This window comes from Streptomyces sp. NPDC002787, from assembly GCF_053592095.1.
This window is the reverse complement of record NZ_JBSFVC010000068.1, coordinates 1,955-20,097: the sequence shown is the minus strand read 5'-3', so window position 1 is coordinate 20,097 and position 18,143 is coordinate 1,955. Positions and strand designations below refer to the sequence as shown.

3 protein-coding genes and 1 pseudogene are annotated in these 18,143 nt (G+C 74.8%); all 4 read right to left on the bottom strand.

What is annotated here, in order from left to right:
• Window positions 1-6,121 (bottom strand): type I polyketide synthase (locus ACWD26_RS43285; protein ID WP_451279146.1); only part of this gene is annotated, 6,121 nt, incomplete at its 3' end.
• 129 nt (window positions 6,122-6,250) lie between these two features.
• On the bottom strand, window positions 6,251-7,453 hold the full coding sequence (locus ACWD26_RS43280; protein ID WP_451279144.1) for a cytochrome P450: 1,203 nt from the start codon (window positions 7,451-7,453) through the stop codon (window positions 6,251-6,253).
• Between the two features lie 260 nt (window positions 7,454-7,713).
• A pseudogene (locus tag ACWD26_RS43275) lies at window positions 7,714-17,532 on the bottom strand (type I polyketide synthase); the annotation flags it as partial.
• Window positions 17,533-17,541: 9 nt separating this feature from the next.
• Window positions 17,542-18,018 carry a phosphopantetheine-binding protein gene (locus tag ACWD26_RS43270; protein WP_451279148.1) on the bottom strand — a complete coding sequence of 159 codons (477 nt, stop codon included), beginning with the start codon at window positions 18,016-18,018 and terminating at the stop codon, window positions 17,542-17,544.
• Window positions 18,019-18,143 lie beyond the last annotated feature (125 nt).

The following is an 18,143-nucleotide window of genomic DNA, read 5'->3' as shown; positions in this document are numbered from 1 at the left end:
CCATCCTCGCCGCGAACACCGGCGAGGACTCCAGCAGTTCGACCGCCATCCCGACCCACTGCGACCCCTGCCCGGGGAACACGAACACCGGGCCGGAGCCGGCGCCCGCACGACCCCGTACGACGCCCGCGTCCGGGCGGCCCTCCGCGACGGCCGTCACGCCTCGCAGCAACTCCTCGCGTCCGCCGGCGACCACCACCGCCCGATGCTCCAACGCGGCGCGGGACAGGGCCAGCGCGTGGGCGACGGCGTCGGCGGACTGCTTCTGGTGTCGCGTCAGATGGTCGGCGAGCCGTGCGGCCTGGGCACGGAGCGCGTCCTCCGTATGCCCTGAGAGCGTCCAGGGGACGGTGCCGGCGAAGGGCTGCCCGCCCTCGGACCCGGCGTCCGTCCCGGACTCGGCGTCCGGAGCCTGTTCCAGGACGACGTGCACATTGGTGCCGCTGATCCCGAACGACGACACCCCCGCCCGCCGTGGACGTCCCGTCTCCGGCCACCCCCGGGCCTCCGTCAGCAGTTCCACCGCGCCCGCCGACCAGTCGACCTCCTTGGACGGCTCGTCCACGTGCAGGGTCCTCGGCAGCACGCCTTCCCTCAGCGCCAGGACCGTCTTGATCACACCGGCCACACCGGACACCGCCTGTGTGTGCCCGATGTTCGACTTCAACGACCCCAGGTACAAAGGCCGTTCGCGGTCCTGGCCGTAGGTCGCCAGCAGCGCCTGTGCCTCGATCGGATCGCCCAGCCGGGTCCCGGTCCCGTGTGCCTCCACCACGTCCACGTCGGACGGTGAGAGCCCCGCGTCGGCGAGCGCGGCGCGGATCACCCGCTGCTGCGCGGGGCCGTTCGGTGCGCTCAGGCCGTTCGAGGCGCCGTCCTGGTTGGCCGCCGAGCCGCGCATCACCGCGAGCACCGGGTGACCGTGGCGCCACGCGTCCGACAGGCGTTCCACGACGAGGAAGGCGACGCCTTCGGACCAGCCGGTGCCGTCGGCCGCGTCGGCGAAGGCCTTGCAGCGGCCGTCCGCCGCCAGACCGCCCTGCCGGGCGAACTCGTCGAAGGCGCCCGGCGTGGGCATGACGGCGACGCCGCCGGCCAGCGCCAGTTCGCACTCGCCGCCGCGCAGGGCCTGGCCGGCCAGGTGCAGGGAGACCAGGGAGGAGGAGCAGGCCGTGTCGACGGTGAGGGCCGGGCCCTCCAGGCCGAGGGCGTAGGCGATGCGGCCGGACATGACGCTGCCGCTGTTGCCGGTGAGCAGATAGCCGCCGGCGTCGGGGGCGTCGCCGAGGAGGTTGCCGTAGCCGGTGGGTGTGCCGCCCACGAAGACGCCGGTGCTGGTACCGCGCAGGGCCGACGGGTCGATGCCGGCCCGCTCGACGGCCTCCCAGGACGCCTCCAGGAGCAGCCTCTGCTGCGGATCCATCGCCAGCGCCTCACGCGGCGAGATCCCGAAGAACTCCGCGTCGAAGCCGGCCACGTCCGAGAGGAAGCCGCCCCGCCGGCCGCCCGAGGCACCCCAGGCGTCCCAGCCCCGGTCGTCGGGCACGTCGGAGATCTCGTCGCGGCCCTCGGTGAGCAGCCGCCACAGGTCTTCGGGGCCGGTGACGCCGCCGGGGAGACGGCAGGCCATGCCGACGATCGCCAGCGGTTCGTCGTGCTCCGCCCGCCGTACGACGACCGTCCGGGCGGCGGCGGGGTCGGAGCCGCCGTGGAGTTCCCGGTGCAGGTGCTCGGCGAGGGCGGTGGGGGTGGGGTGGTCGAAGACGAGGGTGGCGGGCAGTCTCAGTCCGGTGGCCGTGTTCAGCCGGTTGCGGAGTTCGGTGGCGGTCAGTGAGTCGAAGCCGAGGTCCTTGAACGGGCGGTGGGCGGCGACCTCCGCCGCGTCGGCGTGCCCCAGCACCGTCGCGGCGCGCGAGCGCACCAACTCCACCAGGGTGGCGCGCCGTTCACCTTCGGTGAGGCCCCCGAGCCGGCGCCGTAGCGCGTCGCCCGCTCCGGCGGCGTCCGCCGGCCCGGCGGTGTCATCGGATGTGTCCGCCTCGTTCTTCAGGGCGCGGGCGACCTCCGGGATGTCCTCGATCAGGGGGCGGTGGCGGGCGCCCGCGTAGACGGGGGCGAAGCGGGACCATTCCGTGTCGGTGACGGTGAGGCAGGTCTCGCCGTGGTCGACCGCTTCCCTCATGACGGACAGCGCGAGCGCGGGCTCCATGAGGGCGAGCCCCATACGGGCCAGGGACTCCTCGTCCAGGTCGGCCGCCATGCCCTCGGAGCGCCAGGTGCCCCAGGCCAGCGAGGTGGCGGGCAGCCCTCGGGCGCGGCGGGCCTGGGCGAGCCCGTCGAGGTAGGCGTTGGCGGCGGCGTAGGCGCCCTGCGAGCCGCCGCCCCAGGACGCGGCGCCCGAGGAGAACAGGACGAACGCGTCGAGGTCGAGGTGGGCGGTGAGGTCGTCGAGATGGCGGGCGCCCGCCGCCTTGCCGGTGACGACCTCGTCGATCTCCTCCGGGGTCAGGTCGCGCACCTTCGTGTAGCGCACGATGCCCGCGGCGTGGACGACGGCGGTCAGCGGGGTCTTCGGCGGTATGCCCGCCAGGACGGCCGCGAGGGCGTCGCGGTCGGCCGTGTCGCAGGCGGCCAGCGTGACTTCGGCGCCCAGGGCCCGCAGTTCACCGGCCAGCGCCTCGGCGCCCGGTGCCGCGGCGCCGCGCCGGCTGGTCAGTACCAGTCGCTCGGCGCCCGCCTCGGCCAGCCACCGGGCGACGTGCGCGCCGACGCCGCCCGTGCCGCCGGTGACCAGGACCGTGCCGCGCGGTGTCCACTCCCGCTCCGGCCGGCGCCCGGACAGCGGCGCTCGTACCAGACGCCGGGCGAAGACCTCCGTCCCGCGTACGGCGAGCTGCTCCTCCCCGTCGAACGCGTCCGCGAGGACCGCCGTGAGCAACTCCCCCGTACCGTCGCCCCATGCGGTGGGCAGGTCGACGAGACCGCCCCACCATGTGGGCTCCTCCAGGCCCACGACCTGGCCCAGGCCCCACAGCTGCGCGGCCTCCGGTCGTACGGTGTCCCCGGACGTGACCGCGACCGCGTCCGTGGTCAGCCACCACAGCGGCGCCTTCGTCCCGGCCGCTCGCAGCTCCCGCACCAGCGCCACGGCGTCCTCGATCGTGCCGGGGAGCGCCACGACCCCCGCGAAGTCCCCGGCCACGGCACGCGGCGCGACCTCCACCTCGGCTCCGGCCGCCCGCAGGGCCCCCGCCACTCGTGCGCCGTCGACGCTCTCCGCCGGCCCCACCAGGAGCCAACGGCCCGTCAGAGCCCGGCTGCCGGCCGGTTCCCGGCGCCGCCAGGTGATCCGGTAACGCCAGTCGTCCACCAGCCGGCCCCGGCCGGCGCCCACCCGTGTGTCGGGCCAGTAGCGGCGGTGCTGGAAGGCGTACGTCGGCAGGTCCACCCGGCGTGCCCCGGTCCCGGCGAAGACCGCCCGCCAGTCCACGGCCGCCCCGCGCACCTGCACCTCGGCCAGCGCGGACAGCGACGTCACCGCCTCGTCCCGGTCCCGGCGCAGCGCCGCCACCGCCGCCAGCTCCGGCACGGTCTCCTGCACCAGGGAGACCAGCGAGCCGTCGGGGCCGAGTTCCAGGACCGTGCCGACGCCCTGCGCACGCACCGCGCGCACCCCGTCGGCGAACCGCACGGTGGCGCGCACGTGACGGACCCAGTACTCCGGCGTCGACAGCTCCTCCCCCGCCACCTCACCCGTCACGTTCGACACGATGGGGATCACCGGCTCGGCGAATGCCACCCCCGCCAGGACCTCGGCGAACTCCTCCAACATCGGCTCCATCAAGGCGGAATGGAACGCGTGGCTGACCGCCAACCGCTTCACCCGCCGCCCATCCGCCGCGAACCGATCGGCCACCTCACGTACGGCTTCCTCGGCACCGGACAGCACCAGCGACGCGGGACCGTTCACGGCCGCCACCGACACACCGGAGACCTCAGCGACCTCCGACTCCTCCGCCTGAACCGCCCACATCACACCGCCCGACGGCAGCGCCCGCATCAGCCGCCCGCGCGCGGCCACCACCCGGCACGTGTCAGCAAGCGACCACACCCCTGCCACATGAGCCGCGACCACTTCACCCAATGAATGCCCGAGCACCACATCCGGCTTCACTCCCCACGATTCGATCAGGCGGAACTGCGCCACTTCCAGCGCGAACAACGCGGGCTGGGCCCATCCGGTGGACTCCAGCACCTCGGCGGGACCGTCGAACACGACTTCCCGCAGCGACCCCGGCAACAGCCCCTCGAAGGCCACGCACACCTCGTCGAAGGCGGCGGCGAACACCGGGAACGCCTCGTACAACTCCCGTCCCATGCCGACCCGTTGGGACCCCTGGCCGGAGAACACCACCGCGAGCCCGCCGTCGGAGGCCGCGCCCCGCGCCAGGCCGGGCGCGTCCTCGCCCTCGGCGAGCGCGCGAAGTCCGTCGGTCAGGGCGGGCAGGTCGGCGGCGGTGACGGCCGCGCGGTGCTCCAGGAGGCCACGGGTGGTGGCCAGGGAGTGGGCGAGATCCGGCAGTCGCAGATCGGGACGGTCCTCGAGGTGGGCGAGGAGACGGGCGGCCTGGTCACGCAGGGCCGTCTCGCTCTGGGCGCTCAGCGGCACGGGCACGGCAGGCAGTCGCGGCCCAGGCTCCCGGCCGGCGTCGTCGGGGGTCGCCGACTCGTCGGCGGGTGCCTCTCCGGGGATCTCGTCGGCGGGGGCCTCTTCGAGGATGACGTGGGCGTTGGTGCCGCTGATCCCGAAGGACGACACGCCCGCGCGGCGCGGACGGTCCTCCGCGGGCCACTCCCGCTGCTCCGTCAACACGCGCACGGCGCCCGCCGACCAGTCGACCTGCCGTGTCGGCTCGTCGACGTGCAGGGTGCGTGGCAGCACGCGGTGCCGCAGTGCCATCACCGTCTTGATGACGCCCGCGACTCCGGCGGCGAACTGGGTGTGGCCGATGTTCGACTTCACCGAGCCGACCCACAACGGCCGCCCCTCGGGCCGCCCTTGCCCGTACGTCGCCAGCAGCGCCTGTGCCTCGATCGGGTCACCGAGCCGGGTGCCGGTGCCGTGGGCCTCCACCGCGTCCACGTCCGCCGGCGACAGGCCCGCACTCGCCAACGCGTCCCGGATCACCCGCTGCTGGGACGGACCCTTCGGCGCCGTCAGACCGTTCGACGCGCCGTCCTGGTTCACGGCCGAGCCTCGCACCACCGCCAGCACGGGGTGGCCGTTTCGGCGGGCGTCCGACAGCCGTTCGACGACCAGCACCCCCGCGCCCTCGCCCCAGCCGGTGCCGTCGGCCGTGTCCGCGAAGGCCTTGCAGCGGCCGTCGGACGCCGAGCCGCCCTGGCTGTCGAACTCGCCGTAGATGGTGGGGGCCGTCATGACGAGGACGCCGCCGACGAGGGCGAGGTCGCACTCGCCGCCGCGCAGGGACTGGCCCGCGAGGTGGAGGCCGACGAGGGAGGAGGAGCAGGCGGTGTCGACGGTCAGGGCGGGGCCTTCGAGGCCGAGCAGGTAGGCGATACGGCCGGACATGATGCTGGCGGGCAGACCGGTGAGGGCGTAGCCGTCGGTGTTCTCCGGGGAGTCGCCGAGGAGGACGCCGTACTCCTGGGTGGCGCCGCCGACGAAGACGCCGGTGCGGGTGGAGCGAAGGGACAGGGGGTCGATGCCGGCGCGTTCGATCGCCTCCCACGACACCTCCAGCAGGAGCCGCTGCTGGGGGTCCATCGCGAGGGCCTCGCGGGGTGAGATGCGGAAGAAGGCGGCGTCGAAGTCGCCCGCCCCGGCGAGGAAGGCCCCTTGGTGGCCGGGGTCGTAGGTGGGGTGGTGTTCCCAGCCGCGGTCGGTGGGCGGGCCGGTCATGGCGTCGCGGCCGTCGGCGACCAGCCGCCACAGGTCTTCGGGGTGGTTCACCCCGCCGGGGAAGCGGCAGCCGATGCCGACGATCGCGAGGGGCTCCGTGGCGGCGGAGGTGAGCCGTTGGTTGTGCCGGCGCAGCCTCTCGTTCTCCAGGAGGGAGGCGCGCAGCGCGTCGATGACCTCGTCGAGAGATGTGTTCATGCCTCGGGCTCCCACTCGTTGTGCCGCTGGTGGTGGACGCGATGGCCCTGTTCGGGGTGGCCCCCGGACGAGGCGGGCCGTGCCCCTAGGGGTGCCGGGGACCGCTCTAGGGGGCGGAGGGGGAAGGGCTCACCAGACGACGGGGATACTGAGGGCGCCGTGCACCATGTTGTAGCCGCGGAAAGCCAGTTCCTCGCGGGGTACCGCCAGGCGCAGGCCGGGGAAGCGGCGCAGTACGGCGGGGAAGGCGATCTTCAGCTCCAGCAGGGTCATCGCGGCACCGGTGCAACGGTGGATGCCGTGGCCGAAGCCGAGCTGCTGGCCCGGGGGGCGGGTGAGGTCGAGCCGGTCGGGGTCGTCGTAGTGGGCCGGGTCGCGGTTGGCGACGGCCAGGGCCGGTACGACGTACTCGCCCGCCCTGACGGTGACGCCGCCGATCTCCAGGTCCTCGGTGGCGGTGCGGCCGCTGGTGGCGGAGATGACGCTGAGGTAGCGCATCAGTTCTTCGGCCGCGGTGTCGAGGACGGCCGGGTCGTCGCGCATCAGGGCGAGTTGGCCGGGGTTGTCGAAGAGGGCGAGGAGGCCGAGGCCGAGGGTGTTGGCGGTGGTGTCGAAGCCGGCGGACAGGAACATGTTGCTGATGCCGACGATCTCCTCGTCGTCGAGTTCGTCGCCGTGCTCGCTGACCAGCATGCCGATCATGCCGTCGTTGGGTTCGGCCCGCTGGGCGGTGACGATGTCCAGCATGAAGCGGTGGGCGGCGCCGACGAGGTCCTTGACCTCCTCGGCGGTGGCGGCCAGGCCGGCCGCCGCCTTCGCGGTGAGCGCGACGTACTCGGCGCGCTCCTCCTCGCTGAGGCCGAGCAGTTCGCAGATGGCGAGGAGGGGGAAGGGGAACGCGAACGCGGCCATGAAGTCCGCGGGCGGGCCCATGTGTTCCATGCCGTCGAGGCAGTTCTCGGCGATCCGCTCCAGGCGTGGCGTGAGTTCGCGCATGCGGCGGGCGGTGAAGCTGGAGGCGACGGTGCGGCGCAGCCGGGTGTGTTCCGGCGGGTCCATGTTGACGAAGCTGCCCGGGGACACCTCCAGCTGGTCGTCGTCGATGCCGGGGAGCATGAGCGTCAGCGGGGTGAGGGCGCTGCTGAGGCGGGGGTCGGTGAACATCTGCCGTACGTCGTCGTAGCGGGTGACGACCCAGATGTCCTGGCCGTTCGGGAGGCGCCACTTGTGGACCGGGTCCTTCTCCTGCACCTCGCGCAGTCGTGGGCCCGGGTCGAACGGGCAGACGGCATCGCGTTGGTAGGGCAGCGGGGTTTCGATGTCGAGGGGCATCGGACTCCTTGGGGTGTGCGAGCGCGGGAGTGGCGGTGCTCGGACGCGGATGTCGGGGTGCTCGGGTGCGGGGGCGTCGGGCGCGGGTCCGGCCACGGTCGGGCACGGGTGCGGGGGCGTCGGGCACGGGTTGGCGGCGGTCGGGCACGGGTGTGGCGGTGATCGTGACGCTACGGCGCCGTGCCGGGCCTGGGAGCCCCAGAATCGGGGTGGCCGCCCCCTAACCCGGCGGGCGCCGGGGAAGGGGGTGCGGCCGGGGCTCACCGGATGCCGAACTCGTCCCCGATGAGGCTGAGGAGTTCCTCCGTGCTGGCGGTGCTGAGGTCGCTGTCGGTGTCGTCCTCGGCGGGGGCCGCGACGGCGGGTCCGGTGGTGCCGCCCGGTGTCTCCTCCAGCTTGGTGAGGAGCACGCGCAGGCGCAGGGTCAGGGAGGCCCGGCGGGCGGGGTCGTCGGCGGGCGTCCGCAGAGACGCCTCCAGGGACTCCAGGGCGAGCAGGGCGGGGTCGGGGGCCTGAGCGGAGGCCAGGTCGAGTCCTTCGTGGAGAAGTTCGGCCAGGTCCTTCGGTGTGGGGTGGTCGAAGATCAGGGTGGCGGGGAGCCGTAGGCCGGTGAGGGCGGAGAGCCGGTTGCGCAGGTCCACGGCCATGAGGGAGTCGAAGCCCAGGTTCTGGAAGGGCTTGGCCGAGGGCACGGTGTCCGCGGAGGGCAGTCCGGCGGCGGTGGCGGCCTCGGCCCGTACCAGCTCCACCAGGGCGGCGGTGCGGTCCGGCTCGGACAGCGGCAGCAGCCGCTCGCGCAGTCCTGTGGCGGGGGCGGCCGGGCCGCTGCCGCCCGCGCGGGCTCCGGCGGCGAGCGAACGCAGCAGGACGGGTGTGGTGGGCGAGCCGGGATCGAGGGCCGAGGTGTCCAGCCGTACGGGGACGGCGACGCTCTCGCCGGTGGTGAGCGCCGCGTCGAACAGGGCCATGCCCTCTCGGGGTTCGAGCTGGCGCAGTCCCACGCGGGCGATGCGCTTCAGATCACTGTCGGCGACGCCCGCGGTCATGCCCTCGCCGCGCTGCCAGGGGCCCCAGGCCAGGGACAGCGCGGGCAGTCCGGCGGCGGCGCGGCGCGCACACAGGGCGTCGGCGAAGGCGTTGGCCGCCGCGTAGTTGGCCTGCCCGGCGCCGCCCATGGTGCCGGCGAGCGAGGAGAAGACGACGAAGGCGTCCAGCTCCCGGTCGGCGGTCAGCTCGTGCAGATGCTCCACGGCCTCGGTCTTGATCGGCAGGACCGCGTCGACCTGGGCGGGTGTGAGGGCGGTGAGCGTGGCGTCGTCCACGGTGCCGGCGGTGTGCACCACGGCCTTCAGCTCGGGAGCACTGTCGAGCAGCGCGGTCAGCGCGGCCCGGTCGGTGACGTCACAGGCTTCGGCGCGCACGGTGGCCCCGAGACCGGTGAGTTCGGCCAGCAGGTCCTCCATGCCGGGGGCTTCGGCACCCCGGCGGGCGGCCAGCAGCAGGTCCCGGACACCGTGCCGGGTGACGAGGTGGCGTGCGACAAGGCGGCCCAGGGTGCCGGTGGCTCCGGTGACCAGGACCGTGCCGGCGGTCGGCCAGAGTGCGGCGGGCGACGCGTCGGAGGGAGCGAGCCGGCCGAGGCGCGGTACGCGTATCTCGCCGTCACGCAGGGCGAGTTGGGGCTCGCCGAGGGCCGAGGAATGGGCGATGGCCTGCGGTAGGGGCGTGGTGGCCTCGGGCAGGTGGTCGACGAGGAGGACGCTGCCGGGGTTCTCCAGCTGGGCGGAGCGGGCCAGGCCCCAGACGGCGGCGCCCGCCGGGTCGGTCACGGTCTCGTCGGCCGAGCCGCGGACGGCGCCGGAGGTGCACAGGACCAACTGCGTTCCGCCGAGGGCGTTGTCGGCGGTCCACCGCTGGAGCAGGGTGAGGGCGCACTGCACGGCGTCGCGGGCGGCGGCGGCCGTGGGCGCGGCGGCGGGGAGCGGTACGACGACCACGTCGGGCAGGTCGCCCGCGGCGCGCAGGGCGTCCAGGTCGGTGTGGTGCTCGACGGTTTCGGCGGTTCGCAGCAGCGGTTCGACATGGGCGTACGCGGTGGTGTCGCCGAGGACCGCGAAACGGGCGGGGAGCCGGACGGCGGTTCCGGCAGGGGTGGCGTCGAGGGGGGTCCACTCGGTGTGCAGCAGCCATTCGGGGCGGATGCGGGTGGTCTCCAGGCCGTCGGTGGACGCGGCCCGCATGCGCAGGGCCGCGACGGAGGCGACGGGACGGCCCGAGGGGTCGGTGAGCTCCACGGACACCCGGTCCTCGGCCTCGTCGCGGACATGCACGCGCAGCGCGGTCGCCGCCTGCGCGTGGTCGGTCACACCCCGCCAGGCGAACGGCAGCAGGGGGCCGCCGGTCGCGGGCGCCGAGGGGCGGAAGGCCAGGGAGTGCATGGCGGCGTCGAGGAGGGCGGGGTGGACGGCGAAGCCACCGCCGGCGGACTCGGACAGCCGTACCTCGGCGAAGACCTCCTCGCCGCGCCGCCAGGCGGCGGTCAGACCACGGAAGGCGGGGCCGTAGGTGAAGCCGTGGTCGACCAAGTCCTCGTAGAAGGTGCCCAGTTCGACGGGTTCGGCGTCCTGCGGGGGCCAGACCGTGAGGGGCGGGGTGGTGGGTGTGTCGGGCGCCTGAGGGATCAGGGTGCCTTCGGCGTGCGCTGTCCACGTGTCGTCGGACCCCGAGCCGGGGTCGGAGTCCGTGCGGGAGTGGACGGACAGGGCGCGGTGGCCGGTGTCGTCGGGCGGTCCGACGGTGACCTGCAGTTGGACGGGCGCGTCGGCCGGGACCAACAGGGGGGCGGCCAGAGTGAGTTCGTCGAGGTGGTGGCAGTCGAGCTGACGGCCCGCCCAGAGGGCGAGTTCGACGAATCCGGTGCCGGGGAAGAGGGCGGTGTCGAGCACGGCGTGGTCGGTGAGCCACGGCTGGGCCGCCGTGGACAGTTCGCCGGTGAACAGGGTGGTGCCGTCGGCGGCGGAGGTGACACGGGCGCCGAGCAGGGGGTGCCCGGTGGAGCGCAGGCCGAGCGCGGTGAGGTCGCCGCCGGCTCCGGCCGGGCGGGGCTCGGGCCAGTAGCGGGCGCGCTGGAAGGGGTAGGTGGGCAGGTCGACGCGGCGGGCGCCGGAGCCGGCGAAGACGGCGGACCAGTCGACCGGGATGCCCGCGAGGTGGGTGCGGGCGACGGCGGCGGCCAGGGCCTCGTCCTCCGGGGCGTCCCTGCGCTGCGTGGCGACGCACACCGGGGGTTCGGCGTCGTCGTCCAGGCAGCTGTGCGCCGAGCCGGTCAGCACCCCGTCGGGCCCGGCCTCCAGCAGGACGGTGACGCCCTCGGCGGCCAGGGTGCGCACCCCGTCGGCGAACCGGACCGTCTCCCGGACGTGCCGCACCCAGTAGTCGGGTGAGCAGGCCTGCTCGGGTGTGAGGAGCTCCCCGGTGAGGTCGGAGACGACGGGGATGCTCGGCGGGCGGAGGTCGAGTTCGGCGACGACCTGGGCGAAGTCGTCGAGCATCGGCTCCATCAGGGGCGAGTGGAAGGCATGACTGACCGTCAGGAAGCGTGCTCGTACGTCCTGTTCGGTGAAGTGGTCGCGCAGTGCGGTGAGGGTTTCGGCAGGGCCGGAGAGCACGACGGCGCCGGGTGCGTTGACGGCGGCGAGCACGGCGTCCGGGTGGTCCTCCAGCGCCTCGGCGGCCCGCTTCTCGTCGACGGCGACGGCCAGCATGGCCCCGCCGGGCGGGAGTTGCTGCATGAGACGGCCGCGGGCGGCGATGAGCCGGCAGGCGTCGGGCAGGGTCAGTACGCCGGCGAGGTGCGCGGCGGTGATCTCCCCGACGGAGTGGCCGAGCAGGAAGTCGGCGCGCACGCCCCAGCTGTCCAGCAGCCGGTACAGAGCGGTCCCGAAGGCGAACAGCGCGGGCTGCGTGTACTCGGTGCGGTGCACGGCCTCCGGGTCGGGGTCCTGCGTGCCGATGCCGATGGTGGTTCCCGTGCCCGTGCCCGCTCCCGTGCCGGTGCCGCTGCCGCTGCCGCTGCCGCTGCCGCTGCCGAACATGATCTCGGCGAGGGGGCGCGGCAGGTGGGGGTCGAGGTGGGCGCACACGGCGTCGAAGGTCTCGGTGAAGACCGGGTGGGTGGCGTACAGGTCGCGGCCCATGCCGAAGCGTTGGGCGCCCTGGCCCGTGAACAGCACCGCGAGCGCGCCCTCGCGGGCGGTGTCGCGCAGCAGGCCGGGCGGCAGTTCACCGGCGGCGAGGGCCGTGAGGGCGGCGGTCGCCCCGGCGCGGTCGCGCACGACGGCGGCGGCCCGGTGGCCGAGGGCGGCGCGGGTGGTGGCCAGGGAGTGCGCGAGGTCCGCGACGTCCAGGTCCGGTTCGGCCCGCAGACGGTCGAGCAGCCGGGCGGCCTGGTCGCGCAGGGCGTTCTCGTCGTGCGCGTGGACCAGCAGGGGCCAGGGGCGTGGGGCGGCGGCCGGGGTCACGGGCGGGCCGTCGGCGGCGTCCTTCGCGCTGTGCTCAGTGGCGTCCCTGGGGATGCCGCCAGGAGTGACCTCCGCGATGCTCGCAGCCGTGTCCTCCGTGGGCGCCTGTTCGAGGACGACGTGGGCGTTCGTCCCGCTGATCCCGAACGACGACACGGCCGCGCGGCGCGGGCGTCCGGTCTCCGGCCACGGCTGCGGCTCCGTGAGCAGTTCCACCGATCCGGTCGACCATTCGATCTGCGGCGACGGCTCGTCGACGTGCAGGGTGCGCGGCAGCACCCCGTGCCGCATCGACAGCACCGTCTTGATGACGCCGCCGACGCCCGCCGCCGACATGGTGTGCCCGATGTTGGACTTCAACGAGCCGAGATACAGGGGCCGTTCACGGTCCTGCCCGTACGTGGCGAGCAGGGCGTGCGCCTCGATGGGGTCGCCGAGCCGGGTGCCGGTGCCGTGCGCCTCGACGGCGTCCACGTCGGACGGCCGGCAGTCGGCGTCGGCGAGCGCGTCGCGGATCACCCGTTGCTGGGCGAGTCCGTTGGGGGCGGTCAGGCCGTTGGACGCGCCGTCCTGGTTGACCGCCGAGCCGCGCACGACGGCCAGGACGGGATGCCCGTGGCGGCGGGCGTCGGAGAGCCGTTCCACGAGGAGCAGGCCCACGCCCTCCGACCAGCCGGTTCCGTCGGCCGCCGCCGCGAACGCCTTGCACCGGCCGTCCGCCGCCAGACCGCCCTGGCGTTCGAAGTCGGCGAACAGGGACGCGTCGGGCATGACACAGACACCGCCGGCCAGCGCCAGGTCGCACTGGCCCGCGCGCAGCGCCTGAACAGCGCTGTGCAGGGCCACGAGGGAGGAGGAGCAGGCGGTGTCGACGGTGACCGCCGGGCCCTCCAGACCGAGGACGTAGGAGACGCGGCCGGAGATCACACTGGTGGCGGTACCGGTCACGGTGTACCCGGCCAGTTGCTCCGAGCCGGGCGGGAAGAGCAGCGAGTAGCCGAGCCCGGCGGCGCCCACGTACACGCCGGTGCGGGTGCCGCGCAGGGTCGTCGGGTCGATGCCCGCGCGTTCGATCGCCTCCCAGGAGGTCTCCAGGAGCAGTCGCTGCTGCGGATCCATGGTGAGCGCCTCGCGGGGGGTGATCCCGAAGAATCCGGGGTCGAAGCCCGCGACGTCGTCGAGGAAACCGCCGCGCGCCGAGTCCTGGGCGCGCCGGCCCCGGTCGCGGGGGAAGCCGGTGATGCCGTCGCGGCCCTCGTCGAGCAGTTGCCACAGCTCCTCCGGGCTGGTGACACCGCCGGGGAAGCGGCAGGCCATGCCCACGATGGCGAGGGGTTCGTCGTCGACCGCACGTCGCCGGGCCGGGACGGCCCCCACGGCCCCCACGGCCGCCGGGGCGGCCGGGGCGGCCGGGGCGGCCGGCGCTTCGTCGAACAGTTCCTCGTACAGGGCCCGCACCATGCGGCGGGGCGAGGGGTGGTCGAAGACGACGGAGACGGGCAGGCGCAGTCCGGTCGCGGCGGACAGCCGGTTGCGGAAGTCGACGGCGGTGAGCGAGTCGAAGCCGAGCTCCTTGAACGGCCGGCCCGCCTCCACGGTGTCCGCGTCCGCGTGCCCGAGGGCCGCGGCGGCGGTGTCGCGGACGAGCCGCAGCAGGAGGCGGGTGCGTTCGGTCTCGGTGAGCGGGGTGAGGCGGCCGCGCAGCGAGCCGGGATCGCCGTCGCCCACGGTGTCGGCGGCGGCCGTACGGCGTGCGCGGGCCGGTCGAGCCACGGGCTCGGGCTCCACGCGGTCGAGGCGTTCGGCCGGGGGCGTGGTGAGGAGTCCGGCCGGGTCGGCGGGGCGCAGCAGCAGGGAGTCGGCGGCGGCCACGGGGGCGCCGGTGCTGTCGGCAAGCAGCAGCGCGACGGTGTGCTCGGCGGTGCGGGTCAGGCGGATGCGCAGCCGGGCGGCGCCGGTGGCGTGGAGTTCGACGCCGGACCAGGAGAAGGGTACGGCGACGGCGACGTCCTGGCCGTCGCCGAGGGCGTACAGGGCGTGCAGGGCGGCCTCGGAGAGGGCGGGGTGGAGGCCGAAGCGGGTGGCCTCGGCGCGTTGTCCGGCGGGCAGCGCCACCTCGGCGTACACCGCGCCGTCGGTGCGCCACAGCGCGCTGAGCAGGCGGCGTCCGGGCCCGTAGGAGAAGCCGTCGGCGGCGAGCCGCTCATAGAGGCCCTCGACCGGTACGGAGATGGCCTGGGCCGGTGGCCACGCGGTCAGGTCCTGGGCAGAGGTGCCGGTTTCAGGGACGAGGGTGCCGGAGGCGTGCAGGGTCCAGGGTCCGTCCGTGCCCGGTGCGGCGGTGGAGGCGTGGACGGCAAGGGTACGGCGGCCTCCCCGCTCGGCGCCGATCCTGATCTGGAGGCCGACGGCGCCGTCCGAGGGCAGCGACAGCGGGGTGTGCAGGGTGAGTTCCTCGATGCGGCCGTGGCCGACCTGGTCACCGGCGAGGACGGCGAGTTCGACGAAGGCGGTACCGGGCAGGACCGCGCGGTCGCCGATGCGGTACCCGGCGAGCCAGGGGTGGTCGTGCGGGGAGATCCGGCCGGTGAGGACGGCTCCGTCGTCGTCGGCGAGCCGCACGAGTGCGCCCAGCAGGGGGTGGCCGATCGGGCCGAGGCCGGCCGAGGTGACGTCGGCGCCGCGACGCGGGCCGTCGGGCCAGTGCCGGCCGCGCTGGAAGGCGTAGGTGGGCAGGTCGACGCGGTGGGCGCCGGTGGCGGCGAAGACGCGCGGCCAGTCGACGGGCGCGCCGCCGGTCCAGGCCTGGGCGAGGGCGGTACGCAGCCGGCCGGTGCCGCCCTCGCCGCGCCGCAGCGTGCCGGTGACGGTGACGTCGTGGTCGCCGGCCTCGGCGCACTGCTGGAGGGAGCTGACGAGGACGGGGTGCGGGCTGGGCTCCACGAAGAGGCGGTGTCCGTCGGCGAGGAGCGCTCGGACGGCCGGTTCGAAGCGGACGGGCTCGCGCATGTTGCGGCACCAGTAGGCGGCGTCGAGCCCGGCGGTGTCGAAGAGGCCGCCGGTGACGGTCGAGTAGAACGGCACCTCCCCGCTGCGCGGTTCGAGGACGGCCAGGTCCGCCATCAGCCGCTCCCGCAGTGCCTCGACGTGCGGGGAGTGGCCGGGGCTGCCGGCGCCGGGGATACGGCGGGCCTGGACGCCGTCGGCCGCGCAGGCGGCCACGAACGCGTCGCAGGCGTCGGGGTCGCCGGTCAGCGCGACCGAGGCGGGGCCGTTGACGGCGGCGATCCACAGCCGGTCGGCCCAGGGCGCGAGCCGGGCCCGCACCTGGTCCTCGGGGAGCAGTACGGAGGCCATGCCGCCGCGCACGGTCAGGGTGCGCAGGGCGCGGCTGCGCAGCACGACGACACGGACGGCGTCCCGGAGCGTGAGGCCGCCGGCGATGTGCGCGGCGGCGATCTCGCCCTGGGAGTGCCCGGTCACGGCGTCGGGTTCGACGCCGTAGGCCCGCCAGGTCCGCGCCAGCGACACCATCGTGGTGAACAGGACGGGCTGGATGACGTCGATACGGTCCGGGTCGATGTCGCCGGGTTCGCCGCGCAGCACGTCGAGGACGTTCCAGTCGACGAGTTCCCGCAGGGCAGCGGCGCACTCGCGGGCGCTCTCGGCGAACACCGGCTCGGTGTCGAGGAGTTCGCGGGCCATGCCGAGCCACTGGGAGCCCTGGCCTGGCAGCACGAACGCGGTCCGGCCGGTGACGGCGGTGCCCTCGGCGAGGGTGTCGTGCGGGCGGCCCTCGGCGAGCGCGGTCAGGCCGGCGAGCAGGGTGTCACGGTCGGCGGCGAGGACGGCGGCCCGGTGGTCGAGGGGGGTGCGGGTGGTCGCGAGGGAGTACGCGACGTCCGCGACGGCGGGCTCGGGGCGGTCCGTGTTGGTGCGTTCGGGGTGGTCGCTGTCGGTGCGTTCGGGGTGGTCGCTGTCCGTGCGTGTGGAGTGGTCGCTGCCGGTGAGGTGGTCGGCGAGACGGCGCGCCTGGGCGCGCAGCGCGGCGGTGCCGTGGGCGGAGAGGACGGCGGGCAGAGGGGCGCTGGGAGTCGGGGTGGCCTCGGCGGATACGGTCAGGTCCTTCCGGGGCACCCCGGCCGCACCGGCATGCGTCGCAGGCCGGTCGGCGGCGGGCGCCTGTTCGAGGATGACGTGGGCGTTGGTGCCGCTGACGCCGAAGGAGGAGACGGCGGCGCGACCGGGGGCGGTGCCGGTCGGCCAGGCGCGGGGCTCGGTGAGGAGGCGTACGGTGCCGGTGGACCAGTCGACGAACGGCGTGGGCTCGTCGGCGTGCAGCGTTTTCGGCAGGACGCGTTCGCGTAGGGCGAGGACCATCTTGATGACGCCTCCGACACCAGCGGCGGCCTGCGTGTGCCCGATGTTGGACTTCAGGGAGCCCAGCCACAGCGGGCGCCCCTCGGGGCGGGCGGCGCCGTAGGTGGCGAGCAGCGCGTCGGCCTCGATGGGGTCGCCGAGCCGGGTGCCGGTGCCGTGCGCCTCGACGGCGTCGATGTCGGCGGCGGTGAGCCCGGCGTCGGCGAGGGCGTCGCGGATGACCCGCTGCTGGGAGGGCCCGTTGGGGGCGCTCAGTCCGTTGGAGGCGCCGTCCTGGTTCACCGCCGTACCCCGTACGACGGCCAGCACCGGGTGGCCGTTGCGCCGCGCGTCCGACAGCCGCTCCACGACGAGGACACCGGCGCCCTCGCTCCAGCCGGCACCGTCGGCCACGGCGCCGAACGCCTTGCAGCGCCCGTCGGGGGCGAGCGAGCCCTGCCGGGAGAGCATCACGTGCACATCGGGCGTGGCCATCACGGTGACCCCGCCGGCCAGCGCCAGATCGCATTCGCCGGCCCGCAGCGCCCGTACCGCCAGATGCAGGGCGACGAGGGAGGACGAGCAGGCCGTGTCCACGGTGAGCGCCGGGCCCTCCAGACCGAGGACGTACGAGATGCGTCCGGAGAGCACGCTGTTGGAGACACCGGTGGAGCCGTGTCCGTCGACGCGTCCCTCGGTGGCGGTCAGCAGGGCGGCGTAGTCCTGTTGGGAGACGCCCGCGAACACTCCGGTGCGGCTGCCCTTCAGCGTGCGTGTGTCGATACCGGCGCGCTCCAGCGCCTCCCAGGAACTCTCCAGGAGCAGCCGCTGCTGCGGGTCCATGGAGTGCGCCTCGCGCGGTGAGATCCCGAAGAACGTGGCGTCGAAGGAGGCGACGTCGTCGAGGAATCCGCCCTCGCGGACGTAGCAGGTGCCCTCCTTCGACGGGTCGGGGTCGTAGAGCCCGGCCAGGTCCCAGCCGCGGTCGGCGGGGAAGGGACCGATGGCGTCGCGGCCCTCGGCGACGAGCCGCCACAGGTCGTCCGGTGACTGCACTCCGCCCGGGTAGCGGCAGGCCATGCCCACGACGGCGATCGGTTCGCGGGCCGCCGACTCCAGTTCGCCCAGGCGCTGGCGCGTCCGGTGCAGTTCCGCGGCGACCTGCTTGAGATAGTCGCGGAGTTCCTTGTCATCAGCCATGTGAACCGTTCACTCCTTGCCGAGTTCCGTGCGGATGAAGTCCAGCAACTCGTCGTCCGAGGCCGCCGCGAGCCGTGTGTCCACGTCGGCGCCGGCCTCCTCGTCCGGGGTGCGGGCGGCGTCGCCCACGGCGGCCAGGGTCCGCAACCGGGCTGCGGTACGGGGCCGTTCGGGGTCGTCGGCGGCCAGTTCCGCGAGCGCCGCCTCCAGTTGGTCGAGGAGGGCGGGCAGCGCGGGCCGCCGTTCGCGGATCGCGGGCCCCGCGTGGTCGAGGAGGCGCCGCTCCAGCTGTTCGGCCAGGGCCGCGGGGCTGGGGTGGTCGAAGACGAGGGCGGCGGGCAACGGCAGCCCCGTGGCGGCGGCGAGGCTGTTGCGGAGTTCCACCGCCGTCAGCGAGTCGAACCCGGCCTCGCGGAAGGACCGGCGTGGGTCGAGGCTGTCGGGCGACGGGTAGTCGAGGACCGCGGCCGCCCGCGCCCGGACCAGGTCCAGCAGCGTCCGGGCCCGCGGGGGGGGGGGGGGGGGGCGGCGCCCCCCCCCCCCGGGGGCGCGGCCGCGCCGGGCCCCGCCGGGGGGGGGGCGGGCCGCCCGCCCGCCCCGGCGTAGAGTAA